The sequence below is a fragment of the Paenochrobactrum glaciei genome, assembly GCF_039522165.1.
Taxonomy (GTDB): Bacteria; Pseudomonadota; Alphaproteobacteria; order Rhizobiales; family Rhizobiaceae; genus Paenochrobactrum; species Paenochrobactrum glaciei.
On the sequence record NZ_BAAADE010000008.1, the window covers coordinates 41477 to 67024 of the forward strand.

General features: G+C 49.2%; 25 protein-coding genes. 7 read left to right on the forward strand and 18 right to left on the reverse strand.

What is annotated here, in order from left to right; all coding sequences use genetic code 11:
* Positions 1–6 precede the first annotated feature (6 nt).
* The 5 genes from ABDZ76_RS14590 to ABDZ76_RS14610 form a co-directional block, all read right to left on the reverse strand.
* On the reverse strand, positions 7–1386 hold the full coding sequence (locus ABDZ76_RS14590) for an aldehyde dehydrogenase family protein (RefSeq protein ID WP_343806904.1): 1380 nt from the start codon (positions 1384–1386) through the stop codon (positions 7–9).
* A gap of 64 nt (positions 1387–1450) precedes the next feature.
* Entirely contained in the window at positions 1451–2761 is a 1311-nt protein-coding gene (locus tag ABDZ76_RS14595) for an NAD(P)/FAD-dependent oxidoreductase (RefSeq protein WP_343806907.1), read from the reverse strand.
* Positions 2762–2786: 25 nt separating this feature from the next.
* Positions 2787–4154, reverse strand: a complete 1368-nt coding sequence (locus ABDZ76_RS14600) for a glutamine synthetase family protein (RefSeq protein ID WP_343806910.1) — start codon at positions 4152–4154, stop codon at positions 2787–2789.
* 238 nt (positions 4155–4392) lie between these two features.
* Positions 4393–5040, reverse strand: a complete 648-nt coding sequence (locus ABDZ76_RS14605; RefSeq protein WP_343806913.1) for a TetR/AcrR family transcriptional regulator — start codon at positions 5038–5040, stop codon at positions 4393–4395.
* A 135-nt stretch (positions 5041–5175) separates the two neighbouring features.
* A complete protein-coding gene (locus ABDZ76_RS14610; protein WP_343806916.1) occupies positions 5176–6585 on the reverse strand; it encodes an APC family permease in 1410 nt (469 codons plus the stop codon).
* A 579-nt stretch (positions 6586–7164) separates the two neighbouring features.
* Between ABDZ76_RS14610 and ABDZ76_RS14615 the strand changes: the two genes are divergently transcribed.
* Positions 7165–8118 (forward strand): alpha/beta hydrolase family protein, encoded by a 954-nt coding sequence (locus ABDZ76_RS14615; protein ID WP_343806919.1) that lies wholly within the window; start codon positions 7165–7167, stop codon positions 8116–8118.
* 125 nt (positions 8119–8243) lie between these two features.
* On the opposite strand, the gene ccoS is transcribed toward ABDZ76_RS14615, so the two are convergent.
* The 12 genes from ccoS to ABDZ76_RS14675 all read right to left on the reverse strand — a co-directional run bounded on the left by ccoS (position 8244) and on the right by ABDZ76_RS14675 (position 19239).
* Complete coding sequence (ccoS, locus tag ABDZ76_RS14620) at positions 8244–8405, reverse strand: cbb3-type cytochrome oxidase assembly protein CcoS (protein WP_343806922.1); 162 nt, start codon at positions 8403–8405, stop codon at positions 8244–8246.
* Positions 8402–10642, reverse strand: a complete 2241-nt coding sequence (locus ABDZ76_RS14625; RefSeq protein WP_343806925.1) for a cation-translocating P-type ATPase — start codon at positions 10640–10642, stop codon at positions 8402–8404. The genes ccoS and ABDZ76_RS14625 overlap by 4 nt, the downstream gene beginning before the upstream one ends.
* Positions 10639–11421 (reverse strand): DUF2189 domain-containing protein, encoded by a 783-nt coding sequence (locus tag ABDZ76_RS14630; protein ID WP_343806928.1) that lies wholly within the window; start codon positions 11419–11421, stop codon positions 10639–10641. The genes ABDZ76_RS14625 and ABDZ76_RS14630 overlap by 4 nt, the downstream gene beginning before the upstream one ends.
* A gap of 13 nt (positions 11422–11434) precedes the next feature.
* Positions 11435–11629, reverse strand: coding sequence for a hypothetical protein (locus tag ABDZ76_RS14635; protein WP_343806931.1), 195 nt, complete (start codon positions 11627–11629; stop codon positions 11435–11437).
* Positions 11626–12504, reverse strand: coding sequence for a cytochrome-c oxidase, cbb3-type subunit III (ccoP, locus tag ABDZ76_RS14640; protein WP_343806934.1), 879 nt, complete (start codon positions 12502–12504; stop codon positions 11626–11628). The genes ABDZ76_RS14635 and ccoP overlap by 4 nt, the downstream gene beginning before the upstream one ends.
* A gap of 13 nt (positions 12505–12517) precedes the next feature.
* On the reverse strand, positions 12518–12688 hold the full coding sequence (locus ABDZ76_RS14645) for a cbb3-type cytochrome c oxidase subunit 3 (protein WP_343806937.1): 171 nt from the start codon (positions 12686–12688) through the stop codon (positions 12518–12520).
* Positions 12678–13424 (reverse strand): cytochrome-c oxidase, cbb3-type subunit II, encoded by a 747-nt coding sequence (gene ccoO, locus ABDZ76_RS14650; protein WP_343807060.1) that lies wholly within the window; start codon positions 13422–13424, stop codon positions 12678–12680. Before ccoO ends, ABDZ76_RS14645 begins: the two co-directional genes overlap by 11 nt.
* A gap of 2 nt (positions 13425–13426) precedes the next feature.
* Positions 13427–15082 carry a cytochrome-c oxidase, cbb3-type subunit I gene (gene ccoN, locus ABDZ76_RS14655; protein WP_343806940.1) on the reverse strand — a complete coding sequence of 552 codons (1656 nt, stop codon included), beginning with the start codon at positions 15080–15082 and terminating at the stop codon, positions 13427–13429.
* Positions 15079–15570, reverse strand: a complete 492-nt coding sequence (locus ABDZ76_RS14660; protein WP_343806943.1) for a peroxiredoxin family protein — start codon at positions 15568–15570, stop codon at positions 15079–15081. Before ABDZ76_RS14660 ends, ccoN begins: the two co-directional genes overlap by 4 nt.
* A gap of 228 nt (positions 15571–15798) precedes the next feature.
* Positions 15799–16899 carry a M24 family metallopeptidase gene (locus ABDZ76_RS14665; protein ID WP_343806946.1) on the reverse strand — a complete coding sequence of 367 codons (1101 nt, stop codon included), beginning with the start codon at positions 16897–16899 and terminating at the stop codon, positions 15799–15801.
* Between the two features lie 61 nt (positions 16900–16960).
* A complete protein-coding gene (locus ABDZ76_RS14670; protein WP_343806949.1) occupies positions 16961–18547 on the reverse strand; it encodes an ABC transporter substrate-binding protein in 1587 nt (528 codons plus the stop codon).
* Between the two features lie 62 nt (positions 18548–18609).
* Positions 18610–19239: a helix-turn-helix domain-containing protein gene (locus ABDZ76_RS14675; RefSeq protein ID WP_343806952.1), complete on the reverse strand. Its 630-nt coding sequence runs from the start codon at positions 19237–19239 to the stop codon at positions 18610–18612.
* 318 nt (positions 19240–19557) lie between these two features.
* Here ABDZ76_RS14675 and ABDZ76_RS14680 point away from each other — a divergent pair, with 318 nt between their 5' ends.
* From ABDZ76_RS14680 to ABDZ76_RS14700, 5 genes are read left to right on the forward strand one after another with little or no spacing between them, the layout of a single operon-like run.
* On the forward strand, positions 19558–20553 hold the full coding sequence (locus ABDZ76_RS14680; RefSeq protein ID WP_343807063.1) for an ABC transporter permease: 996 nt from the start codon (positions 19558–19560) through the stop codon (positions 20551–20553).
* Entirely contained in the window at positions 20550–21455 is a 906-nt protein-coding gene (locus ABDZ76_RS14685) for an ABC transporter permease (RefSeq protein WP_343806955.1), read from the forward strand. Before ABDZ76_RS14680 ends, ABDZ76_RS14685 begins: the two co-directional genes overlap by 4 nt.
* Positions 21452–22312, forward strand: coding sequence for an ABC transporter ATP-binding protein (locus ABDZ76_RS14690; protein WP_343806958.1), 861 nt, complete (start codon positions 21452–21454; stop codon positions 22310–22312). The genes ABDZ76_RS14685 and ABDZ76_RS14690 overlap by 4 nt, the downstream gene beginning before the upstream one ends.
* Positions 22309–23052, forward strand: a complete 744-nt coding sequence (locus ABDZ76_RS14695) for an ABC transporter ATP-binding protein (RefSeq protein ID WP_343806961.1) — start codon at positions 22309–22311, stop codon at positions 23050–23052. Before ABDZ76_RS14690 ends, ABDZ76_RS14695 begins: the two co-directional genes overlap by 4 nt.
* A 13-nt stretch (positions 23053–23065) precedes the next feature.
* Positions 23066–23575 carry a GAF domain-containing protein gene (locus ABDZ76_RS14700; protein ID WP_343806964.1) on the forward strand — a complete coding sequence of 170 codons (510 nt, stop codon included), beginning with the start codon at positions 23066–23068 and terminating at the stop codon, positions 23573–23575.
* Between the two features lie 102 nt (positions 23576–23677).
* Here the strand turns inward: ABDZ76_RS14700 and ABDZ76_RS14705 are convergent, their stop codons facing one another.
* On the reverse strand, positions 23678–24673 hold the full coding sequence (locus ABDZ76_RS14705; protein ID WP_343806967.1) for an ABC transporter substrate-binding protein: 996 nt from the start codon (positions 24671–24673) through the stop codon (positions 23678–23680).
* Positions 24674–24862: 189 nt separating this feature from the next.
* On the opposite strand from ABDZ76_RS14705, the gene ABDZ76_RS14710 reads away from it, so the two are divergent.
* Positions 24863–25507, forward strand: coding sequence for a TetR/AcrR family transcriptional regulator (locus tag ABDZ76_RS14710; RefSeq protein WP_343806970.1), 645 nt, complete (start codon positions 24863–24865; stop codon positions 25505–25507).
* The last annotated feature ends 41 nt before the right edge of the window (positions 25508–25548 follow it).

The following is a 25548-nucleotide window of genomic DNA, read 5'->3' on the forward strand; positions in this document are numbered from 1 at the left end:
TTCGCCTTAGTTTTTGCGCAAGTGAAAGGATTTCGGACGGGTCAAGGCATTATAGCCTAGAATAGAAAGCGTCACCCCGTGACCTGTATCCTTGCAGCCTGTCCAGCAAATGGCAGGATCAAGATAATCGCAACGGTTCATAAATACAGTGCCGGTTTCCAGCATTTTTCCCAAATGTGCGACGCGCTCCGCATCTTGCCCCCAGAGGCTGACAGTCAGCCCAAAAGAACTGTCATTCATGAGCCTGACCGCTTCTTCGTCGGAACCCACTTTCATCACTGCAACCACCGGGCCAAAGCTTTCTTCCTGCATAATCCGCATGTCATGGGTCACATCGGTTAAAAGCTGTGGTGCCAGATAAGCTGCGCCATCATCTAGCGGAAAAGCAGAAGCCGGAATGTGAAGCTTGGCACCTGCTTCAACCGCCTCAGCAATTTGCTGGCGAATTTCATTCGCAAAACGCACATTAGCCATCGGGCCGATGGTTGTATCTTTATCGAAAGGATTTCCAAGCTTTAAGCGCAAAACTTCTGCAACCGCTTTTTCGATAAATTCCTCATAGCGTGTTTCATGTACATAGATGCGTTCAATACCACAGCAACATTGACCTGCATTGAAAAACGCCCCGTCCATCAATGCTGCCACCGCTGCATCCATATCGGCATCATCCATCACATAGGCCGGATCTTTGCCGCCAAGCTCGGTGCCAACAGGTGTGAATGTGCCAGCCGCGGCATGTTCCATTGCTTTGCCGCCACCCACCGAGCCGGTGAAATTGACAAAGCCGAAATGCCCCTCACTGATCAATGCCGAACTGGTTTCATGATCGAGATAGATATTTTGCAAAACCCCGTCCGGCAGACCGGCTTGCTTGAAAACACGCTCTAATCTTTCCCCGACCAGCAGCGTTTGAGTTGCATGTTTCATCAGCACGGCATTGCCAGAGATCAGTGCCGGAACAAGTGAGTTAATCGTGGTCAGATAAGGGTAGTTCCATGGCGCAACAATCAGCACAAGCCCGCGCGGTTCTTTCTCAATACGGCGTTCAAATTGCAGGCTGTTTTCAATAATGATTGGCGCCAAGGCTTCTTCAGCCACCGATGCCATATAGGTTGCGCGTTCCAGACAACCATTAAACTCAAAAAACTGATGAATCGGCCGCCCCATCATATGCGCCATTTCATTGGCAGCATCGTCTTTTTCGGTGCCAAGACGATGTATTGCAGCCATCACAATATCGCGGCGCTCACTCAGCGGGCGTTGTGCCCATGCTTTACCAGCCGTTTTACCTTGGCGGATCATAGCGCGCGCCACTTCAATTGAAACCGGTTCACGCGTAGCAAAGACCTGATTATCAACCGGCGAAATACATGTCAGCGCGCTCATTATCGTTTCCTCCCCTGTCAAAAACAGTGGTTATTTTGAATGTGTCTAATGGTTGAGGCTCAAGTTAGAGCCGTTTAATTGCCCGGTCTTTCCATGCTTCCAGCATTTGAAAATACCACATACCGACAGCCATACCGATATTGCCCAATGTGCGGCCAACCGGAAAGCGCCAATGTTTTACATTGGCGAAAACCTGCAAATCTCTGGTATCACCGCTAATGGCATTGGCCATGATTTCACCGACAATATGTGACGTGGCAATACCGTGGCCGGAATAGCCTTGCGCATAATAAACATTGTCGGTCACATTGCCGAGCTGCGGAATACGATTGACCGAAATTCCATCCATCCCGTGCCATGCAAATTCAATATCAACACCACGCAAATGCGGCAGTGTTTTTTCAATTGTCGGCCGCATAGATTCAGCTAAGCCATCTGTGTCACGACCGCTATAATTGGTGCCGCTGCCAAAAATCATCCGCCTGTCTGCTGTCAGACGATAATAATCCAGCACAAAACGCGTATCATAAATTGAAAAATCCTTAGGACTTACCTTGCGAGCCATTTCTTCACTTAACGGAGCAGTGGCAATAATGCCTAAAGAAGCCGGAAACAACATGCCCGACAGCTTGCTTTTAGCCAGTTTATGATAGCTGTTACCGGCAATCAGCACTTTATCGGCAGTGACCCGCCCGAAGGCCGTATGCAGCACCGGACGCTTGCCATAAATGATTTTTTCAACCGGTGTGCCTTCAAATATCTGCGCACCAAGACTGCGGGCAGCATCAGCCTCACCAAAGCACAAATTCAGTGAATGAATATGCATATTGCGCCGGTTGATGAGACCGGCATGGTAAATTTCACTGCCGACATATTCCGCCAGATCCGCACCACGTAAAAGCTGCACATCATCGCCCATGCCATGCAAATGCGCATTCTTTTCCATCTCTTCCAGTTCCGGAATATGTGATGGTTTCCAAGCGGCAAATACATGGCCGAATTTCAGGTGGCATTGAATATTATATTTTTCGATGCGCTTGCGAATAATATCATGACCGCGCCAGCGCAAATTCCACACAAATTCCGGCGCACCCTTGCCTAATGTTCGTGCAAATTCGCGCTCCATGGCTTTGTCGCCGGAAAGCGAGCCGGTAATCTGACCGCCATTACGGCCGGAAGCCCCCCAACCAATGTGATTGGCTTCCAGCACAGCCACACGCATGCCCCGTTCTGCCAGTTCGACAGCACTGGCAAGACCGGTAAAACCACCGCCAATGATGGCGACATCCACATCCAGATCACCATCCAAACGAGGGAAAGGTGCGGTTTTGTTGGCAGTTGCAGCATAATAAGAGCGCGGGTAAGATTCTGTCATGATTTATTCCTCTTAACCAATGCTCTTAGACGGATGTACGATAAGTTTGTAATTCAAATTCCGTAATTCGCGCTGCAAATATATCTTGCTCTTGTTGTTTGCAGGCTGCAAAGGCCTCGACAAATTCCGGATGCAAAATTGTCTTCACTTTAGCGGAATTTTCAAACTGTCTGAGCGCCTCATTCCAGTCGCGTGCCAAGCATGGCAGATCCAGTTCATGCGAATTGGTGCTGACAGGAGCTGCCGGTGCCATTTTATTTTGCAAACCATAAAGCGCGCCGCCCAGCATTGCTGCCAACACAATGTAAGGATTGGCATCGGCACCCGCAACGCGATGTTCAATACGGCGGCCAACGCAAGGCCCCGCCGGAATACGCAGCGCACTCGTGCGGTTTTCATAGCCCCACGCCACTGTCGTTGGTGCTAAGCCACCCGGACATAAGCGGCGATAGGAATTTAAATGCGGCGCAAAGGCCAATGTCATTTCGGCCATACTGTCCAAAAGCCCGCCAACCGCATGTTTCAGCGCATCAGAACCGGTTTCGCTGCCATCATCAAAAATATTCTGGCCATTTTTATCGATGATTGAAAAATGAACATGCATGCCGCTGCCAGCATGAAACTGGAAAGGCTTCGCCATGAAACAGGCACGGAATCCATGATTTTGTGCAGTATTGCGAATAATCTGCTTGAAAAGAATTGTATCATCAGCAGCTTTTAAAGCATCTGCCTGATGCAGCAGATTAAACTCAAACTGCCGTGGCGCACCTTCTGCGGTTGCCGCTTCCACCTGAATATCACAGGCAGCAGCCCTTGCATAAATTTCATCCAGAAAAGCAGAGGTTTCTGCCAGTTCTGAGATCGAATAAATATCGTCGAAATTGCTTAACCGGTTTGTCGCATTAAAGGATGCAGGACTTGAAGGATCGGCGGCCGGATCAAGCAGATAAAACTCCACTTCTGTTGCCACTACAGGGCGCAATTCAAGTGCCGCAAAGCGCTTGAGAATTTCCGCAAGCATATGACGTGCATCGGCATAATAAGGACTGCCGTCTTCTTTGCTCATCCATAAATGCAAAAGCGGCTGGTCTGCATCTTTTGCCCAGCCCAGATCAGACAAAATCCGCCCTGTCGGATGGCATATACCATCAAGATCGCCTCTTTCCATGGTCAGACATGTGCCTGCAACATCCGTCCCCCAAATATCCACGCCAATGGATGACATCGGCATACGGGTGCCACCATCAAGCGCACTGGATAATTTGGAACCCGGCAAACGCTTGCCACGAAAAATACCATTGAGATCGCAAATAGCTGCATAGAAGGAACGCGGAACGTCAGTCTCTTGAGTTGCGTTTTTGATTGCTGGCTTGGCTGCCGCTAAAATGTTCATTTCATCCCTCCGATGCAGTCTTCTTGACTAAATCCTACAGTGTAGAAATAATAACGTCAAGCAACAACTATCAGGCAATTATAAATGTTAAAACTCGTTACTGCCACGCGGGACAAGATGAGAAAACAAGCGCACCGGATGTTAAATCTGCCACGATTTAAATGTTTAACTTTGTAAAATGCCACACATCAGTGACGCAAAAGCGAAGAAAAATCTTCCATTCTAATGAGCTGATTAATCAGTCGCCTTGCAACTTACTTCTCTCTCTGATGCCGTCGAGAAAAACCTCAACGGAGAGCGAGAAAACCGTGCTTGGTGCGAGGTCATTATAAAGCGGCATCGCTTTTTTAAGCAGCGGATAGGTCTTTTCTGGCAAGTCAGCCACTTCAGCCATATCAACAGCCTCTGCCGGACGGATCAGGCCGCCGGTTTCGCCTACCGCCAGACCGGTAATGCAGCCATACCAACCAAGACAAAGCGCCGGAATATCACGCTCATTGATACCGGCTTCGGTCAAAGCGCCATGCACCATTTCCATATGCAAAAAGTCGGCGTGCCCCGTATGCAAAAACTTCTGCATCAGCCAGAAACTATTGGGATAGCGCAAGGCAAGGCTTCGATATTGATCGGCCAAATGGCGCATTCTGCCACGCCACGGCCTGTCAGGTGGTGCGGGGCGAATTTGCCCTTCCATCCGGTCAGCCATCGCGCGTAATACGCCGTCTTTAGACTTGAAATGATAGAGGATCGACATCGGATCATAGCCCATGCGGGCTGCAAGTTTGCGAATGGTAAAACCGGAATCTCCGCCTTCTTCCATTAAAGCCAGCGCCTCTTCGGCAATCGCCTCACGCGATAAGCCACGCGCACCTTTGTTGTTTTTCAACTTAGGCCCCGTTGGAGAAGAAGGAAGAGTGCTGTCTTTTTCGCTCATGACCTGACTATAGAAGGCTCACCGGATTCTGACAAGAACCCGGTGAGCAAATGCACCTTGATTAAATATTATAAGTCAGCTGCTTAGTTAGTCTGCCAGATCCAGTTTTGGTACCGGCTTTTTAAACATCCGTGTCAGGTATAAAAGATAAGAAAACCCGACAACGACCCAGATAATCCCGACGGTAAAGGTCGTTTTGGAAAGTCCGGTCCACAGCCACACAGTCAGCAAAAAGCCAAAGCCCGGCAAGAGACCATAGCGCAACAAATCGCTGCCCTGTCTTTTTCCCTGATCAAACAAATAGGTTTTAATCACTGAAAGATTGACGAAAGAAAAAGCCGCCAGCGCTCCAAAACTGATCATACTGGCAGCCAGTTCCAGATCAATTTCCAAAGCTATCAGCGAAACAATCCCGACGAAAATCGTTGCTCTTACAGGCGTTCCAAGCGTGCGGTGCACAGTGCCAAACAAGGTGTAAGGCAATACACGGTCGCGCCCCATGGCGTAAAGAATACGCGACACACTGGCTTGCGCGGCCATGGTTGAGGCAAAGGTTCCGGTCATATAAGCGGCGGTGAAAAAGCTTACCATGAAGGCGCCGCCTGCTTTGCCCATAACATCAACCGCAGCCGCATCCGGATCAGCAAAGGTTTGCCAGTCAGGAAAGATAATATGCCCTGCCCATGCTGACAGAATGAAAATCAATCCGCCCACGACAGTACAAAGCATGATTGCTCGCGGGATATCACGCTTTGGATTTTTGGTTTCTTCCGACAGGGTTGATACGGCATCAAATCCAAGAAATGACAAACAGAGGATTGCAGCACCCGAAACAATGGCACCGATTCTCATATTTTCACTGTAGAAAGGAGCCAATAAAGAGGGCGCACCCTCACGTCCAATCGAGGTAAAGAAGAGCGTAAAAAAGAAAGCTAAAAAGATTACCTGAAATCCGATAATGATGAAATTCATCCGCGCAACAACTTTAATGCCGAGAATATTCAGCACTGTTACGAGCAAGATCGCACCGATAATCCACCACGCAGCCGGAATGCCGGGGAAATATTCCGACATATAAATGCCGATCAGAATATAGTTCAGCATGGGTAGGAAAATGTAATCCAGCATCAGGGTCCAGCCGACCATAAAACCGGTTCTTCCGCCGAATGCATGCCTTGAATAGCTATAGGCAGACCCTGCTGCCGGCAGAACTTCAACCATGCGGCCATAGCTATAGGCTGTGAAAAACATTGCAGCCAGTGTCAATACATAAGCGGCAGGCAAATGGCCTAAAGTTATTTGTGTTACAATACCATAAGTATCAAAAATAGCCAGTGGCACCATATAGGCGAGGCCGAAAAATACAAGTGATGGCAGCCCCAGAACACGATGTAATTTATTATGTTGCGGTGCAGTTACGCCAGCAAATGTTGTTGCATCGGCATAGGTAAAAGTTCGGCTTTCTGCATTGATGTTTCCTCCCGGTTCAGGCTTCATGATATCCTCCCATATCGTGTTGCTTGTTATTTCAGCTGATATTTTGTGTAGAATTCCCTCTCTGAAACGGCAGTTGCAAAATATAGCTGTTTAAATTCTGGGCACTGTTGTGCCACCACGTTTATTTGTCAGATCACGATATCTGCCTCCTCCAGGCACAACACGAAACCTCACGATTCAATTAGTCAATAGCGCTCATAGAAGTATTCTACAGTGCAGAAATCAAGCTAAAAATTATTTAATTAAGTTCACTAATTCATTTTATTTTCTACAAAATAGAAGAATGTCTAACTTAATCATTTCTGAATGATAAATTTGAATAGAAATATCTACTTATTTTTCAGTTGGTTATAACCAAAAGAGATTTCATTGACAGGCGTTGATTTACAAAAATAAAGAAATACAAATTGCTGACTATTTCTTATTCTAAAACGCTTTAAATTTGCATAATAGTCGAGCGATTTGTCATTTTGGCGTTTTTTAGCAAGCGAAAACACATTATTGCCGCAGTAACTTTAGATGAGCCTTCACGCATCCTTGAGGAGCTTTACAATGCATTTTAAAATTTTCAGCACAGTCATGGCAGCAGCCTTTGGCCTGTTGATGTTCCCACTCAATGCCAGTGCTGAAATGCATGAAACAAAGCGCCCTAATAAAAGCACCATCTACTGGTCTTTGGACATGCCCGAAAAATCATCGGGTAAAGTTGATCTGATTGTTTTGATGCAAGGTTCTGGTTGTGAACCAACAACGCGCAATAAAAATATGCAGATGATACGCTCTGCTTTTGGCAACTTTGCCAGCCTTACGGTAGAAAAATACGGCATTCATCCCAATTATCAGGCAAAAACTGAAGAGGGATATTTTCAAAACTGCCCTAAAGCATACCATCAAAACAGCACGCATGATCAACGTGTCGCTGATTACTTACAAGTTTTCAAAGAATTGGCTGATGCGAAATGGTGGAGTGGCCGCTTTGTTCTGTTAGGCGGTTCAGAAGGCGGCGACATCGCCGCTCGTGTCGCCTCGCGCATTTCGGCCAATGGTGTCATCCTCATTTCAACAGGCGGCGGCATGACCTTTGGCGAACAGGTAAAAGCATCTATTTTGATGGATATGGAACAAAATAACGTACCAGTTGCGCAACGGCCTGATATTGATGCACTATTCGAAGATGTCCGAGAAAACAAAAATAGCGATAAAATGCTTTTTGGTTACAGCTATAAATATTGGGCAAATTCCATTGATTATAAGGCACTTGATGACATGCTGAAGATCAACGCACCTATTTTATTGGTGCATGGTAGTGCCGATACGTCTGCACCGGTTCAAAGTGCCCGCCAAGCGGTTGAAGCTTTTCAACAGAAGAGCCGTTGCAATCTGACTTATTGGGAACTCTCTGGCCATGATCATGGCATGAGTGACCTAAAGGGTCAAAATCATATGAATGCTATTCTGAGCCAAACATCCGTATGGATAAACAATCAGCTTACAGCTGATAATATTAGTTCCTGCGTGACTAATTCTCAGTGAAGTCATATTTTGAATGATCAAACAATGAATAAGGCCAATATAGCACGCATCAGGAAAACATCAGTATTAGCCAAAACCATTACAGCCTAAACATAAAACCTGCATATTTATCGTCAGCGCTTTTCTCATGGCTTAGAAATTGTTTCATCCTGATCATCAATAAAAATACGGTGGCCTGCACCCTCCATATCTTCATATTGACCATTATTGAGCGTCCAGAAAAAAGCAGCCAAGGCGACCCCGCCTAAAATCAATGCAATCGGGATCAGAAAAATAAGGCTGCTCATCTTAAAACCTTGGCATCAGAGCTCGTCTGCCTCGTCACTCTTTGCACACGCCCTGTTTTCAAACGCAGCGCATTACCAACCACCATTATTGATGAAACCGACATAGCAAGGGCAGCAATCAGCGGCGTGACATAGCCAGCAATTGCAATCGGCAGAGCAATGGCATTGTAAAGAATAGACAAAGCGAAATTCTCCCGCACCAGTTTGGCAGCACCTTGTGCAATCGATAAAGCCGCAGTCACAGCACCAAGACTTTTGTGCAGAAAAACAAAATCAGCCGCATTGCGTCCGATATCCGCCGCACTGGCGGGCGCCATTGATACATAAGCCGACGCCAAAGCCGGTGCATCATTGAGGCCATCCCCCACCATCAATGTGCGGTGCCCTTGCTCTTCCAAGTGCTTTAAGCGAGCGACCTTGTCCGCTGGCAATAAGCGCGCGGCAAAATCATCAATGTCGAGATCATCACTGACACGAGCAACCGCTTTTTCTTCATCACCAGAGAGTAGCACAATTTTTACATTAGCTTTTTGCAGCATTTCAACGGTTTGCACTGCATCAGGACGCAAAATATCTTCAAAGAAAAAAGAGGCCGCCAGTTTGCCATTACATGAAAAAACAGTGCCGGTATTATTCGCAAGCTCTTCAGCATCAAGCGCCCATTCTGCCCGCCCTAAACGGTAAAGGTCAGCGCCAATGCGCGCTTCCATACCCAAACCTGATTGCTCGCTCATCTGCCCTAAAGAAATATTGTCAGACACCGCGTGAAGTTGTGCGGCTATCGCTTTTGAATAAGGATGTCTGGACTGTCGTGCCATTGCTGCTGCAATATGAAGCTTATCAGCCATCACAGGCATAATAGCAGCAACAGGCTTGCCCAAAGTCAGCGTGCCGGTCTTGTCAAAAACAACCGTATCAATCGCATTCATCCGCTCAATGGCGGAGCCGTCTTTAACCAAAATGCCATTTTCAAACAAACGCCGCGCAGCAACAACCTGCACAATAGGCACTGCAAGGCCAAGCGCACAAGGACAAGTGATAATCAGCACTGCAATTGCAATCGTAATTGCCTGATGCCAATCACCCGTAGCAATAAGCCAGCCAAGAAAAGTAGCAAAGGCGACCGTATGTACAACCGGCGAATAAAGCTCAGCCGCACGGTCAGCAATTCGCCGATACCGCGCGCGTCCACCTTCGGCAGCTTCCATCAGTCTAACCATTTCGGCAAGAAATGACGTTTTGACGGTTGCCGTTGCTTTGACAATCAATGGTGCGCTCAAATTAAGCATGCCTGCCTGAACGTTCATGCCCGTAACCACATGTCTGGGCGCGCTTTCACCGGTTGCAATTGCGCAATCCAATTCAGAAACACCTTCGACAATTTCACCGTCAACCGGCACACGGTCGCCAGCCGCCAGCACAATACGCATACCGGTTTTGATCTGGTCTATCGGCAGATAAGAACGCCTGCCATCGTCATTTTCAATGGTCGCACCATTGGGCACCAGCCTCATCAGCCCTTCAACCGCACTGCGTGCTTTTTCACGCATCATATAATCCAATGTGCGGCCGATCAGCAGAAAGAAAAGCAACGACGTGGCTGCATCGAAATAGGCATGCGGGCCATTATAAATCGTGTCGTAAAGGCTAAGCAGATAGGCCAGAATAACGCCGATGGAAATTGGCACATCCATATTGGTGCGCCCGTGACGCAATGCAGCCCATGCCGATTGAAAATAAATGCGCCCCGAATAAAGCACACATGGTAGTGCGATAAATGCCGATATCCAATGAAATGCATGGCGAGTGGCCGGATCTGCACCCGCCCAGACGCCAACCGAAAACATCATTACATTCATTGAGCAAAAACCGGCAACCGCCAGCGCCAAGACCAGACGGCGGAGCTCTGGATCACGCGCTTTGCGCTCCGGTTCTGTGAAATTGGCGGCAAAGCCGATCCGCGTCAAAGCGGCTATCAGATCAGGTGCTTGCTTGACCTGCCAATGCACATTGACGCGTTTGGTGGAAAGGTTGACCCGCACGCTTTCCACGCCATTAAGCTTCATCATGCCGCTTTCAATAGCGCGGATGCAGTTGGCGCAATGAATGCCTGTGACGGACAATTCGCTTTCACGAACGCCCGGCCGCACTTCGCGGCTGACCATTAATTGCTCTTCAACAAGCACGCTTGTTATATCTGGTAAAGAGGCCGCATCAACAGCCGAACAACAAGTCATCTGATTGCCTTATAGCAATGCCAGCTGGCATGCCCCAAAAGCGGAAAAATCACAATCAAGCCTAAAAAGCCGGTGGCAAAGCTAAGCAGAAAAAGCGCAACGACAATCGCGCCCCAAACCAGCATCACGTGCAAATTGTTCCAGACAAGCGACATGCTGGTGCCCATCGCGGTAAAACAATCTGTTTCTTCTGCCAGTAACATCGGAATGGCAAACATGCTGATGGCAAAACCAAAAGCAGCAAAAAGCCCGCCAACACTGATGCCTGTCACCAGCAAACCCCAGCCTTCAGGGGTGGTTGCAAGCATTTTCACCACACCTTCCACACCCGGGAAAGGATTAAGACCGAAAAACAGCGCATAAATAATCACCGCGGCGCGCATCCATAGCAGCAAAAGACCGCATAAAATGACACCGGTAAACCACAGCTGTGAGCCGGAAGCCGCCCGCACCATCAGCATACTCGCAAAGCTTGCCGGTTTGCCCTCCTCTAAATCACGGCTCTTTTGATAAAGTCCGAGCGCGAATAAAGGGCCGATGACCATAAAACCTGCGATGGCCGGAAAAAGGATGTAATCCAGATGAAAGCGCAACAGCCCCCAAACAACAGCAATGGAAACGGCAAACACCAGCACACCATAAATCAGGCTACCCACTGGATATCGCCATAAATCGCGCCATCCGGCGGCAAGCCAGCCAAACGCAGCACTTACGGGCAAATGACGGTTACGACTGCCAACCAGTGGCGGTTCGGACATCTCCAATTGTTCAATCATCATAATGATTACTCCTTCAACAGGAGGAGCGTGCGGCACGATGCGCGCCGTCGCTGCCTGATTTGGCATGAGGGACACAATCCGGTTGCGATTTTTGTGCAACATGGATCAAATGCGCATTGGCGACGACAAACAGCACCACCACTGCGAGCGCGATCAACAATCCTGTTACGCGCCATGGATTGCGGATTTTCGGCACCAATATTGTCATGGTGCCGCCGATCTGAGCGTGCTGACATAGGCCGTCAAAAGCTTGATTTCAACCGGAGTAAAACGCCCTTCCCAAGCAGGCATCTGTCCCTGACGACCGGAAGAAACGGACGTATAAACCGATTGCAGGTCGCCGCCATAAATCCAGTGTTTATCTGTCAGATCCGGTGCACCCACATCGGTGCTGCCTGTCGCATCATCACCGTGACAAGCGGCGCAATTTTCAGCAAAAATCGCCTCACCGGCATTGATCTTTTCAGGCTCTTTTTCAGCTGGCTCCAAGCCGGATAATGAGCGCACATAAGCAACGACATCCATAATTTCGCTGCGCTGCAACACATCATCCTGCCCAAAAGCCAACATTTGAGACATGCGTGTTTCAGGATGAGAGGAATTGATCCCGACACGAATTGTCTCAGCAATGGCATCCGGCTCTCCGCCCCACAACCAGCTGGAAGTCGTGAGGTTAGGAAAGCCGGGCCCCCCGGTTCCGCCAGTACCATGGCAGACCGAACAGTTATCAGCGAAAAGCGTGCTGCCGGTGGCCTCCACATGAGCCATCAAACCGGTATCAGCCAAAATATCGGCAAAGTCTTTTTCGGCGATCTGGTTCATCCAGACAGAGCGCGAAACAGCTGCTTGTTGTACTTTCTGTGTCACCGTATCGCGCTGATCAATGCCCAGCAGACCTTTTGTATAGGTGACACCCAACGGCCATGCAGGCATCAACACCCAATAAACAATGCCAAAAAGCGTCGTCACGATCAGAAAGAATTTTACGACACGCGGAACCGGATTATCCAATTCCTCAATACCATTCCACTCATGACCGGTCGTGTGCTGACCAGTCACCGGATCCAGTTTTTTAATTGCCATAACAATGCCCCGACTATGCCTTTGGACGATCGTCTTGATCTAGGATGCTGTGTTTTGCCCGTTGAAACTGTTGCTGATTGGCCGGGCGCAAAGCGTAGATCAGCACGCCAATGCCCATCGCAATCAGATAAAACAGACCCCAGCTTTTCGAGAAGGCGACGAAAAACTCATGACTAATTTCCATGATTTTCCTCCAATCTTTCCGCTGCTTCCACATGCGCGGCATCTGTCAGCTTGCCTAAGATTTGCAGGTAAGCCACAAGCGCATCCATCTCTGTCAGGCGCTCTTCATCACCGTCAAAAACACGGATATTGGTGTTTTCGCCATAGCGTTCGGCAACGCCTTCAGCACGCGAACTATTTGGGTGAGCCTGCCCGTAAGCATCCGCTTCGGCATTGGCAATCATCGCATCCGTATAAGGCACGCCAACTGCACGCTGCGCCGCCAGATGGTTGGATAGATCATCAATCCGCAGCGAATTTTTCATCAGCCAGCCATAACGCGGCATCACAGATTGCGGCACCACATCACGCGGATTGATCAAATGCGCCACATGCCAGGCATCGGTGTATTTGTCTCCCAGCCGCGCCAGATCAGGGCCTGTACGTTTTGAGCCCCAAAGCATCGGATGATCATAAGAAGATTCCACCGCCAATGAATAAGGCCCGTAACGCTCCACCTCATCGCGCAATGTGCGGATCATTTGCGAGTGGCAGGCATAGCAACCTTCGCGGATGTAAATATTACGGCCTGCCAGTTCCAGTGGTGTGTAAACGCGCATATCAGGCACGTCTTCCACCGTTTCATTGATGGTGAAAAGCGGTGCGATTTCAACAAAACCACCGATAGAGGCCACAACAATGATGGCGACAACAAAGCCGATGGCACTTCTTTCCAGTTTTTTATGCAGTTTCGGCATGTTCATTCCCCCGCCTGCAAGGAAACGGCATGGGCTGGCACATCGGCAGACAAATGATCACTTGCTGCATTCTGCCGCGCCATGCGGATCGTCATCCAGATATTATAGGCACAGACGGCTGCACCGCTGAGGAAGAACAAACCACCCACCGCACGCGCAATGTAATAAGGATGCATAGCTTCCATACTCTCGATAAATGAATAGCTGAGCGTGCCGCTTTCATTATAAGTGCGCCACATCAGACCCTGAATAATGCCTGAATTCCACATCGCAAAAATGTAGATAAAGGTGCCGGTCAGCGCGAGCCAGAAATGCACCTCAATGAGCTTGGGCGAATACATGGTTTTCACCTTCCACATCCATGGCACCAGTGCATAAAACGAGCCGAAAGTGATCATTGCGACCCAGCCCAGCGCCCCCACATGCACATGCCCGACAGTCCAGTCCGTATAGTGCGACAGGGAATTGACCGAACGGATGGCCATGAAGGAGCCTTCAAAGGTGGTCAGCCCGTAGAAAACTGCCGACACCATCATAAAGCGCAATGTTGCATCATCACGAACCTTGCCCCAGGCACCATTAAGGGTTGCCAGCGCATTGCCTGCCGATGCCCATGAGGGAACCAGAAGCACAATAGAAAAGGTCATGCCGAGCGTTTGCACCCAATGCGGCAAAGCGGTGTAATGGAGGTGATGCGAGCCTGCCCACATATAAAGGAAGGTGATGCCCCAGAAGCCGATGATCGACAAACGATAGGAATAAACCGGCCTTTCCGCTCGTTTGGGCAGGTAATAATACATCATCCCCAGAAAGCCGGCGGTGAGGAAAAAGGCCACCGCATTATGTCCGTACCACCACTGTGTCATGGCATCCTGCACGCCGGAAAACAGCGAGTAGCTTTTGGCCTGTCCCCATGAAATCGGCACAGCAAGATTATTGACAATATGCAGTAAGGCCACAGCCAGAATGAACGCCATATAATACCAGTTGGCGACATAAATATGCGGCTCCTGACGACGGCGCAGTGTTCTGAGATAGATGCTGAAATAGACAACCCAGACAATCACCAGCAAAATATCGGCATACCATTCAGGTTCCGCATATTCTTTGGACTGGGTAATGCCGATCGGATAGCCGGTTACGGCCAGAATACAGAAGAGATTGTAACCAAGCAGCACAAACCACGGGCTGATCTGATCAGGCAGACGCGCGCGGGTAGTTCTTTGCAGCACATGGAAGGATGTCGCAATCAAACCATTACCGCCAAAACCGAAAATTACCCCTGTCGTATGGATCGGACGCAGACGGCCAAAACTTGCCCATGCCTGCTCCACAAAGGTTAGTTCCGGCCATGCCAGAAGGGCTGCAACCCAAACACCGACAAACATGCCAAGCAGCGCCCATGCAATAGAAAACACAATACCGGCACGCGTTGGATCATCATAATATTGTTTGAAACTGTCAGCAGATGGTTCCGGCTCATAAAGACCGGATAAAACCTTAAAGAGAAATCCGACACAAAATGCTAAAATGATGAAGCCGTGTACAGCCAGCGGATCATGGCGACCGGCAACCGCAAGGGCTAATCCCAACAGAGCAAAGACAAAGAGAATAGCGACAGACCATTTGCGCTGAAGAACGGTCATATTGGCAATCATTGTGCTGCCTCCTGCCCGCTATTTTTTTCAGCAAGCAACAAAGCAATTTCAGCACCAATCTGCATGTCGTCTTCCGCACCGATACTGTGATGGCGGATAATGCCTTGACGATCAATCAGCACCAGACTTGGCGTGCCGCGCAACTTATAGGCAGCCATTGTCTGTGGTATGGCATGGCCTTCGCCGGCACGATCAACGCCGATCGGGAAACGCAAACCATATTCATGGATGAAGGCTTCCAGCGAAACGGGGCTCATCGCGGCATGATGTTCAAACACCGTGTGGATGCCAATCACCACTACATCCTGTGCGGCAAACAAGCGGCTTATCTTTTGTGTTTGCGGCAAACCATGCTGAACACATCCCGGACAAAGCATTTGAAAGGTATGGAGCACAACCACTTTTCCGCGCAGAGATTTTAAATCTAACGGCGTGGTGGTGTTGAACCATTGTACAATATTAAGTTCCGGAGCGGGCTGTCCCTTCATGACGGTCACTTCCCTTGCATAACAACCAAACTGGCCGGCATTGTCTGCACACAGACATTTTTCACTCCGGCGCGGGAAGCCTAGCCGAAAGAGAAAGTGCAAAAGAGTTCCAGTTAAGGAAAGCCGTATAGGCCAGAGTTTCAGGCTTTAATGAGCAAAAAAATAATGCCGCCATGCAGATGCAAAGCGGCATTATTATCTAATGAATAGAATTAGTTAGCTTAATCGTTAAGCTGACTTCACAACCATATCGCGTGGCATATCGGAGAGCACTTCTGCGCCCGATGAGCGCATGATAACGATCTCTTCCTGACGCACGCCAAACTCTTTCGCCAGATAAATACCCGGCTCAATCGAGAATACCATACCCTCTTCCAGAACGACATCAGATGTGCCGGTGATGTATGGTGGCTCATGCACATCAAGCCCTAAACCATGGCCGGTACGGTGCAGAAAATACGCGCCAAAACCTGCCTGCGTAATGTGATCACGCGCTGCACGATCCACTTCACATGCCTTTACACCCGGCTTGGCTGCAGCCAATGCCTTGGCAACAGCTTCATTCACAATGTTAAACACTTGCGTGAATTTTTCTGTTGGCTCACCAAAGAAGCCGCTGCGGGTCATATCAGACGGATAACCGTTCAAACGCGCACCAATATCGATCATCACCGCATCGCCGTTTTGCAATTTGGTTGCACCGGTATGGTGGTGCGGATAGGCACCGTTTTCACCAAAGCAAACGCTGACAAAAATCGGCTGCGCGCCATTGGCTTTAAAGTGATTACGGATAACCGTTGCCACTTCCAGCTCTGTAATGCCAGTTTTCAAAGCATCATAACCAGCCTGCATGGCAGCATCATTCAGCAATGCGCTGGCTTTGAGCAGATCATATTCCTGCTCATCTTTATGCGCCCGCAAGTGACCAACCGTGTCATTGGTAAATTTGCGCGCTGAATGCGCAACATTGTCCAGAACCAGCAATGCAAAATCCGCACGCATGGTTTCATCAAGCGCAATCACCGGATTGGCCGGCAGCTCGCAAGTAGCAATCAAAGTGTTGAACGCTGCAATCGGCCCGTCAGCATCCACCCATGTGACAAATGGCAGATCGGTTTTGTTGCGTGCACTATCCGCATTCAGTGCAGGCATCAAAAAGCCCGCATGTTTTTGCGAAATCAGCAGCATCACAGCACGTTCATCGCCATGCGGATCAACACCGCTCATATAAACCATGTGCGTGGAAGGCCCGAGCACCACCAGATCGGTGCCGGTTGCAAGCATTTGCGCACGCAATGCCGCAATACGCTTTTCGTTGACAAAAGACATCTTCAATTTCCTGATCTCAAAAGATCAAGGGCCGCAATGCAGCCCTTGAAACTCATGATTTTTAGTTTTTGGTCACAAGGCGATAATAAACGAAATCAGCAATCGCGCCATTCACATAGCCGTTTACTTTTTTGTTCATCGGAACCTGATAGGCCGCCTGAAACATAACGACAATCGGTGACTCTGCCTGAACACGTTTTTGCAGTTCAGTATAAAGCTCTGTGCGCTTTTCTGCATCCGGTTCCGACAAAGCTTTATCGGTCATGTCGTTGATATCGTTAGGCACTGCCCATGCGTTGCGCCATGCCGTAGTGGCCTGATAATTCTCGTCGGAATTATCGCGGTTATAAGCAAAGGCTTTGGCATTAGAATGCGGATCCATGAAATCCGGCCCCCAATAAAGCAACACGCCATCATGGCTGCGCTCACGATATTTGGTGATGACCTGTGAACCCGTGCCCGGCAGAATGTCGAAATTGATGCCACCTTCAGCAAAACTTGCCTGCAAAGACTGCGCCATATCGGCAAAAGGTGCCGAATTGATCACATCAAGCTTCACCTTGATCGGGGTTTTAATACCGGCATCTTTCAGAATCTGCTTAGCTTTTTCAGGGTTGTAGCTATATGGCATTTCGTCATATGAGCCTGGGAAACCCTTAGGCCAAAAGGCCTGATGCGGCACCATCTGGCCTTTAAGGAAGGTGTTGGACATGCCTTCATAATCGACCAGATAACGCGCAGCCTCCCATACAGCTTTTGGCTGCAAGGCTTCTGATTTCTGGTTAAAGGCGAGGAAGTGAACAGCTGCCTGCGGGAAGCTTTCCACTTTTACATCATCGCTTTTAATACCGGCAATCTGGTCTGCCGTCATGTTGCGCGCCATATCCACATCGCCCGATGTCAGCAATAATTGCTGCGTCGCGGATTCTGCCACATGACGAATGACAATACCGCGCATGGCAGGTGCGCCTTTGAAATAATCCGGATTGGCATTAAGACGTACCAATTCACCCGGCTTATAGGCTGCGAGTGTGAAAGGGCCGGAACCGGCGCTGTTGGTGTTCAGCCAGCCATTACCCATATCGCCGTCTTTTTCGTTGGCCATCACTGTTTTTTCATCAACAATGGAAGCAGGACGGGCAGCCAGCACGTTCAACACAAAAGCAGACGAGAAATCACCGTCATATTTCAGCACAACCTGACCATTATCGACAGTGATCATCTGATCGACATTTTCAGGTGTCCAGCCCAGCTGAGTCAGGATGAAAGCCGGTGTGAGGTTCAGCTTGATAACGCGTGACAGCGAAAAGACGACGTCTTCCGCACGCACCGGATTGCCTGAATTGAACTTGGCATTTTCACGCATGGTAAAGCGAATGGTTTTAGCAGCTTCATCTGCTGCCCATTCCGATGCCAGACCAGCTGCCAGAACGGTGGTGTCTTCTGCATCATATTGCACCAGACGGTCATAAAGATTGCTGACCAGTTCGCCTGACGAAAATTCGTAAGCCTGTGCCGGATCAAGTGCTACAATATCATTGATATTTTGCGCAACGACCAAAGAATGATCCGGTGTTGCTGCCCAGACAGGTTGCACAAATGGCAGGCTCAAGGCCGCGGCCATCAGGGCTGCTTTATAAAGCTTCATAAGAAATCTCCTCCACTTCGGTTTTTGAGTGCCATTGCTGGCATGTTACATGTTGATCATTTTCATAGAGTGATAATCGGTGTCTCCGGCACCACCACATTGCTCAGGCTGGAATTGTTGAAAACGGCCAGAGAGCCAACCCATAAAAGGCGCGCTGGCTTGTCGGTACGGTTTGCCCATGAATGCGGAGTAGTGCCGCGATAATGCAGGCTGTCGCCCTCAACCATGGTAAATTCCTGCCCGTCGAGACACAGAATGATTGAGCCTTCCAATATGTAAATCAGTTCATCGCCTTCATGGCTGACAGCCTCGGCCTCATAACCGGCCGGTGCATTCAAAATGAATGACGAAAGCTGATTGCCCGGCAATTGCGCGCCCAGTTTCTCATAAAGCAAAGGCGAACCGGCAATGGAAAAACGCGGGCGGGTGGCCGCTTGGGTAAAGCCCTCCTCCAATGTCGGTTCCGAGATAAAATAATCGAGGCTCACATCCAGTGCGCGGGCAATGCCGGCAAGCGCTGCCAGTGTTGGCGTTGCGAAATCGCGCTCCACCTGACTGAGATAGCCAACAGACAAATTGGCGCCGTCACCAAGCTGCTGCAAGGTCATGCCCAGCTGCTTGCGACGCATACGGATCAGGTGTCCGATCTGCGTTTCCAGTTCTGATGCGGGGCGCCCAAGTTTTTTACTCAAATTTTTCCCTCATAAAAATTTTTTTGATTTAATCAGATTTTTCGTTATTATCCAAGTGAAATTTTGCACAAAGCTTCAGACAGAGTGAGGCGCGAAAGGGTTGGGTTTCATCAGAAAACACCCGAATTTGCGCCGAAAAGCTGAATATTTAGGCAGGATTAAACGGCATGCCTGTGGGAGGCTCAATGTACTTTTTTTTAAAGCCGCATGCGGCTGATTCTGGCGGGAGGTTCATCAATGGCTGTTGATCCGTCCACCTCGACAAGCTTGAATTCTCTGGAAAAAGCCACAGGCAGGCTTGGCCAGACTTTCAAAGATATGAGCTATTTTTTAATCGTCATCCTCGGCACTTTTATCGGGCTTTTGGCGATCACCTTCTTCATCGGTCGCATTGTGCCGATTGATCCGGTGCTGGCAGTTGTCGGCGATCGTGCCAGCAAGGAAGTGTATGAAGCAGCGCGTCAGGCCATGGGGCTTGATCGTCCGCTCATTATGCAATTCTTCTCTTATGTCGGCGATGTGTTCAGCGGCAATCTCGGTAATTCTATTTCCACCGGACGCTCCGTTGCACAAGATTTGGCGCGTGTTTTTCCCGCTACTTTGGAAATGGCAACGATCGGCATCATCATTGGTGTAGTTTTTGGTGTGCCTATGGGCGTTTACGCCGCCACCCATCAAAGCGGCTGGCTGGATCAGCTGATCCGCGTTTTTGGTCTGCTCGGCTATGCCGTTCCGGCCTTTTGGCTTGGCCTTGTTGGTTTAGCCTTTTTCTATGCCAATCTTGGCTGGGTTGCAGGCCCTGGTCGTCTGGATGTTTTCTATGACGGCATGATTGATCATGTTACCGGCCTCTATCTGATTGATGCCATCATTGCACGCGATTGGGAAATTTTTGCCAATGCTTTTGCGCATCTGATTTTGCCGTCTTTCATTCTTGGCTTCTTCAGCCTTGCCTATATTTCACGCATGACGCGCTCTTTCATGCTGGAGCAGCTGGGGCAAGAATTTGTCACCACTGCACGCGTGAAAGGTGTGGCGGAATGGCGGGTGATCTGGCGCCATGCATTTTACCCGATCCGCATTCAGCTCGTCACCGTTATCGGCCTTTCCTATGCAGCGCTACTTGAAGGCTCAGTGATGATCGAAACCGTGTTCTCATGGCCGGGCATTGGTAATTACCTCACCACAGCTTTGTTTAACGCCGATATGAATGCCGTTTTGGGCGCAACATTGGTGATCGGTACGGTCTTCATTCTGATCAACAAATTGTCTGATCTTCTCTATCAGTTTCTGGATCCGAGGGCGCGCCGATGAGCACATTGCGAAACTGGCTTTTAGACGACTCTCCGGCCTCGCGTTTTCAGGCGCGGATGGGACGTTTCTGGCAGGTCTTTACCGCCCTGCTGCGTAATCCGCTGACCGTGATCGGTCTGATCATCATTCTCGCATTGCTGCTGATTGCGGCCTTTGCACCGATGATTGCACCCTATTCACCCACCAGCCAAAATCTTTCCGCCCGCCTGATGGCACCAAGCAGTGCGCATTGGATGGGCACCGACGAGCTTGGCCGCGATATCTGGTCACGCGTGGTTTATGGTGCGCGTATCACCTTGCTGATTGTCACCATGGTTGGGGTGATTGCCGCCCCTCTTGGCCTCATCATCGGCGCCGTTGCCGGCTATTTCGGCGGCTGGGTTGACCGTGCGATGATGGCAATCACCGATATTTTCCTCTCAATGCCAAAGCTGATCATGGCGCTTGCCTTTGTGGCCGCTCTCGGGCCCGGCATTGAAAATGCTATTATTGCTATCGCGCTCACCGCATGGCCGGTTTATGCCCGTATTGCACGCGCTGAAACCATCACCTTCAGGGACGCGGAATTTATCGCAGCCGTGCGCATTCAAGGTGCCGGTCACACCCGCATTATTCTGCGCCATGTACTGCCGCTTTGCGCTTCCTCCACTATTGTCCGCGTTACCCTTGATATGGCAGGCATCATTCTGACCGCCGCCGGTCTTGGCTTTCTCGGCCTTGGGGCGCAGCCGCCATTGCCGGAATGGGGTGCTATGATTGCCAGTGGTCGTAATTTTATTCTCGACCAATGGTGGGTGGCAACCATGCCGGGCTTTGCGATTATCCTCGTCAGCCTTGGTTTTTGTTTGCTTGGCGATGGCCTGCGCGATGTGCTTGATCCAAAACAGGGAGGCAAGCAATGAGTGCTGCTGACACAAGCCAAGCTCTATTGGAAATCAAAAACCTCACTGTCACTTTTCCAACCAATCGCGGGCCGGTTAATGTCGTCAAAGGTATTTCTTTTCAGCTAGGACGCGAAAAACTCGGCATTGTGGGTGAGAGTGGCTCCGGCAAATCCATGACCGGCCGCGCCATTCTCAAACTCATCCGCAAGCCCGGCAAAATCACCGCCGACAAAATGAATTTTGATGGCATTGATTTGTTAAGCACCTCCGAGCGGCAAATGCGTGCCTTACGCGGCAGCCGTATTTCCATGGTGATGCAGGATCCGAAATTTTCGCTCAATCCTGTGATGACCATTGGTGATCAGATTGCCGAAGCCTTGCAGACGCACGAAAAAATCTCGCGCAAAGAGTTAAATTCCCGCGTTATTGCCATGCTGGAAGCGGTGCGCATCAACAATCCGGCGCATGTTGCCAAGCTTTATCCGCATGAAGTGTCTGGTGGCATGGGGCAGCGCGTGATGATTGCCATGATGCTGATCCCGAAGCCCGATTTGCTGATTGCCGATGAACCGACATCGGCATTAGATGTCTCCGTTCAGGCGCAGGTGCTTGATATTATGGATGCGCTTGTTTCAGACAATGGCATGGGACTTTTGCTGATCAGTCATGATCTCAATCTGGTAGCGCGCTATTGTGACCGGATCATCGTGATGAATAGCGGTGAAATTGTTGAGGAATGTCTGGCCAAAGACCTGCATCAGGCCAAACATCCTTATACACAGGGTCTCCTTGCCGCCATGCCGAAAATTGATGAGGATCGCGACGAGCTGCCCGTGCTTGACCGCAGCCTCTGGAGTGCAGGAGCACGAACATGAGTGGCACTGCAATTGAACTAAAAGACCTTTGCATTTCCTATGGCAGAACGCAGGTTGTGCATGATGTGAATGTGTCGGTTGCCCAAGGCGAAAGCTTTGCCCTTGTGGGTGAAAGCGGCTCAGGTAAATCGACCATTCTGAAAGCAATCATGGGACTAGCACCTGATTGGAGCGGTGAAATTTCCATTCTCGGAAAATCGCGTCTGCATGGCGCCGACAAACAGGCGGCATTGCAATGCCAGATGGTGTTTCAGGACCCTTATGCGTCGCTGCATCCGCGCAAAACCATTGATGATTGTCTGGCCGAAGGCATGTCCATTCATGGTTTGAGCGGGCGCGACCAGAAGGTAAAAGATATGCTCAATGCGGTGGGGCTCGATCAGCGCTTCCGCTTTCGCTATCCGCACCAATTATCCGGCGGTCAGCGTCAGCGCGTAGCGATTGCCCGCGCCCTGATGCTTGAGCCTAAAGTGCTGCTGCTGGATGAACCGACCTCAGCTTTAGACGTGTCGGTACAGGCGGAAATTCTGAACCTTTTGAAACGCTTACGCAAAGAGCGGAACCTCACTTATTTGATGGTCACCCACAATTTGCCGGTTGTTTCATTTTTATGTGACCGGATGGCAGTTATGCGCCACGGTCGCGTGCTCGAAATTGCCGATGTCGCTCAACTGAAACAAGGCCGTTTCAGCAGCGATTACGCGCAGGAATTATATGTCGCCAGCGGCGGCAACCAATAGGGAAGAGAAAGATATGACCCGTTTTCAAGCAGAAATGATCGCCTTTGACAAAGCACTGGCTAAAGCAACCAAGCCTGAAGAGCCATTTGAAGCACTTTGGCGTTTGACCGATGCTGTCATTGGCGCAAAGCTGTTTACGCTAATGGAAGCCAATATGAAGATCGAGCGTTCGGGGCGTATTTTCACATCGCATCCGGAAGAATATCCGGTCTCCGGCAGCAAGCCGATTACCTATAATTCATGGTTCGATGTAGTGCATAAACAACGCCGCACCTTTGTCGCTAATAATCTTGCTGATATTGATAAAGTTTTTCCTGATGCGGAGCTAATCGGCCAGCTTGGCTGTGCGTCGGTCATCAATCTACCGATTATTTTGAATGATACACTTGTTGGCACTGTCAACATTCTGAATGGTGAAAATCACCACACCGAAGAACGTGTTGAATTAGCGAATACTGTGCTTTCCATGCCTGCAAAAGCTGCATGGCTTACCAGCCGCTACATCAAAAGCCAGCAGGAATAATTCTGTATTTAAGATAAATATGCCTCGGAAGGGATAACCCATTCCGAGGCATAAATTTAATAAACTCATCAACCATATAAACGAGCGTCGTGAGCCCGATTTTTATTCTTTCGGCATTTTGATCGATAGGTCGAGATATTCATTGCTGTAAGCTGTTTTAATATCAAACGGCTTTTCCAGATCGAAATATTTCTCAACCATTTCATAGTCCTGCTTCATACGCTCGTCATCAAAAGCGCCAAGCCCGACTTCCATAGTGGTTTTATCGCGCATCAATTCCTGAATGCGGTTCCACTGATCTTCCTGATTGCTTTTATCCAAACCGGAAACCTGACTGAGCAATGCCTCAATGCAAGGATCTTTATCCTTCACGCAAGCTTCAAAGGCTTTTTGCGTAACCTGCATAAATTTACGCACAGTTTCAGAATTTTTATTCAGATAGTCCGCATTGACAATAATGGAGTTGCCATAAGGATTAATGCCAATATCCCGCCATGCCAGAAAGCCCAGATCATCACCGAACTCGCGCACTTTCATGTCATGTTCGTTATAAAAATCACTGGTGATATCAATGGCACCGCTTTTAAGTGACGCGACTTTGGCCTGCGGAGAAATATTGACAAATTTCACCGCTGCAGGATCAATCTTTACTGCTTCTGCAAACATTGGCCACATCACGCGCGATGCATCTGCGGGCGGATTGCCGATCGAATGACCCGGAAAATCTTCAGGCCCCTTGATGCCTTTGCTTTTCAGCCAATAAAAACCCTGCGGCGAATTGGTGTAAACCGTCATTAAAGCAACGCTGTCTGCGCCCTGCCCTTTAGCAAGCAACACGGTCGCCATATCAGCAATGCCAAATTGGGAAAAACCGGCACCGACCTTTTGTGCGGCTGCGCCTGATCCGCGGCCGCTTTCAATATTAACTGTCAGGCCTTCTTTTTCATACAAGCCCATCTGCTTGGCATAAAAATAAGGCATGTGATCCGCTGTCGGAACCCAGTTTAAAACAATATTGATATTTTCAGCCGAAGCGACTGCGGGAAGCATCGCACATGAAGCTAAAAAACCTGCAATAAGCTTACTGAACGTATTCATGGATATGCCTCCCAACATGGTCCGTTATATTTGTTCAAGAATTTGCTAAATTTAAAAACGCTTGTCAGAGATGAAGAGCCTTCTTGACGAAGAGTGATATGCGGCGTTCATATCTGGTAAAATATTTGCACAGATGCTAGAAGAACGCAATAACCAAACAACTGGTTGGTTGATTAAAGGGATATATTTTTGACAACGCCAAAAAAACAAGAAGCCGTACAGAAGCGTGATCCTGTTGCAACCTCGAAAGCATTGCTGCAGGCGGCCATGAGTGAATTTACCCAATATGGCTTTGAGGGAGGCCGTGTTGACCGTATTGCCCAAATGGCAGGCTGCAATAAACAGCTTGTTTATCATTACTTCGGCAGCAAAGCCGAGCTTTACAAACTGACTTTGGAAGAAGTTTATCGCGAAATCCGCGAAAGCGAGATGCAGCTGCATCTGGAAGATCTCTCTCCTGAAGACGCCATGGCGCGCCTCGTCTCTTTTTCGTTTGATTATCTGGCCGAACATCCCGAATTCATCGCACTGTTGAATGATGAAAACCGCATGGATGCATGCCATCTCAAAACGTCCGACAATATTGCCGAAATGCATTCACCGCTCGTCAAAATGATTGATGAAACACTGGCCAGAGGCATCAAGGCCGGATTATTCAACAATAAATTCGAGCCGATTAATCTCTATCTTTCGATTGCCGGTCTCTCCTTCTTTTACTTCTCCAATCACAAAACACTTTCAGTGATTTTCAAGCGTGATATGACAAGTAAAGACAGCATTGATGCCAGACGTCAGCATGTCATTGATCTGATATTGAGCGCTTTGCGGCCTTAAAAATACACGTTAGAAAATAATCAACCAACTGGTTGGTTGAC

Bases quoted from the DNA above. Each gene is read 5' to 3' on its own strand.
- ccoN (WP_343806940.1), bottom strand. From the start codon at position 15,082: ATGATTGCCAATATGACCGTTCTTCAGCGCAAATGGTCTGTCGCTATT.
- ABDZ76_RS14670 (WP_343806949.1), bottom strand. From the start codon at position 18,547: ATGAAGCTTTATAAAGCAGCCCTGATGGCCGCGGCCTTGAGCCTGCCA.
- ABDZ76_RS14705 (WP_343806967.1), bottom strand. From the start codon at position 24,673: ATGAATACGTTCAGTAAGCTTATTGCAGGTTTTTTAGCTTCATGTGCG.
- ABDZ76_RS14630 (WP_343806928.1), bottom strand. From the start codon at position 11,421: ATGATGATTGAACAATTGGAGATGTCCGAACCGCCACTGGTTGGCAGT.
- ABDZ76_RS14660 (WP_343806943.1), bottom strand. From the start codon at position 15,570: ATGAAGGGACAGCCCGCTCCGGAACTTAATATTGTACAATGGTTCAAC.
- ABDZ76_RS14700 (WP_343806964.1), top strand. From the start codon at position 23,066: ATGACCCGTTTTCAAGCAGAAATGATCGCCTTTGACAAAGCACTGGCT.
- ccoS (WP_343806922.1), bottom strand. From the start codon at position 8,405: ATGAGCAGCCTTATTTTTCTGATCCCGATTGCATTGATTTTAGGCGGG.
- ABDZ76_RS14645 (WP_343806937.1), bottom strand. From the start codon at position 12,688: ATGGAAATTAGTCATGAGTTTTTCGTCGCCTTCTCGAAAAGCTGGGGT.
- ABDZ76_RS14680 (WP_343807063.1), top strand. From the start codon at position 19,558: ATGAGCTATTTTTTAATCGTCATCCTCGGCACTTTTATCGGGCTTTTG.
- ABDZ76_RS14610 (WP_343806916.1), bottom strand. From the start codon at position 6,585: ATGAAGCCTGAACCGGGAGGAAACATCAATGCAGAAAGCCGAACTTTT.
- ABDZ76_RS14690 (WP_343806958.1), top strand. From the start codon at position 21,452: ATGAGTGCTGCTGACACAAGCCAAGCTCTATTGGAAATCAAAAACCTC.
- ABDZ76_RS14685 (WP_343806955.1), top strand. From the start codon at position 20,550: ATGAGCACATTGCGAAACTGGCTTTTAGACGACTCTCCGGCCTCGCGT.
- ccoP (WP_343806934.1), bottom strand. From the start codon at position 12,504: ATGGCAATTAAAAAACTGGATCCGGTGACTGGTCAGCACACGACCGGT.
- ABDZ76_RS14600 (WP_343806910.1), bottom strand. From the start codon at position 4,154: ATGAACATTTTAGCGGCAGCCAAGCCAGCAATCAAAAACGCAACTCAA.
- ABDZ76_RS14595 (WP_343806907.1), bottom strand. From the start codon at position 2,761: ATGACAGAATCTTACCCGCGCTCTTATTATGCTGCAACTGCCAACAAA.
- ABDZ76_RS14615 (WP_343806919.1), top strand. From the start codon at position 7,165: ATGGCAGCAGCCTTTGGCCTGTTGATGTTCCCACTCAATGCCAGTGCT.
- ABDZ76_RS14665 (WP_343806946.1), bottom strand. From the start codon at position 16,899: ATGTCTTTTGTCAACGAAAAGCGTATTGCGGCATTGCGTGCGCAAATG.
- ccoO (WP_343807060.1), bottom strand. From the start codon at position 13,424: ATGCCGAAACTGCATAAAAAACTGGAAAGAAGTGCCATCGGCTTTGTT.
- ABDZ76_RS14590 (WP_343806904.1), bottom strand. From the start codon at position 1,386: ATGAGCGCGCTGACATGTATTTCGCCGGTTGATAATCAGGTCTTTGCT.
- ABDZ76_RS14635 (WP_343806931.1), bottom strand. From the start codon at position 11,629: ATGACAATATTGGTGCCGAAAATCCGCAATCCATGGCGCGTAACAGGA.
- ABDZ76_RS14625 (WP_343806925.1), bottom strand. From the start codon at position 10,642: ATGACTTGTTGTTCGGCTGTTGATGCGGCCTCTTTACCAGATATAACA.
- ABDZ76_RS14695 (WP_343806961.1), top strand. From the start codon at position 22,309: ATGAGTGGCACTGCAATTGAACTAAAAGACCTTTGCATTTCCTATGGC.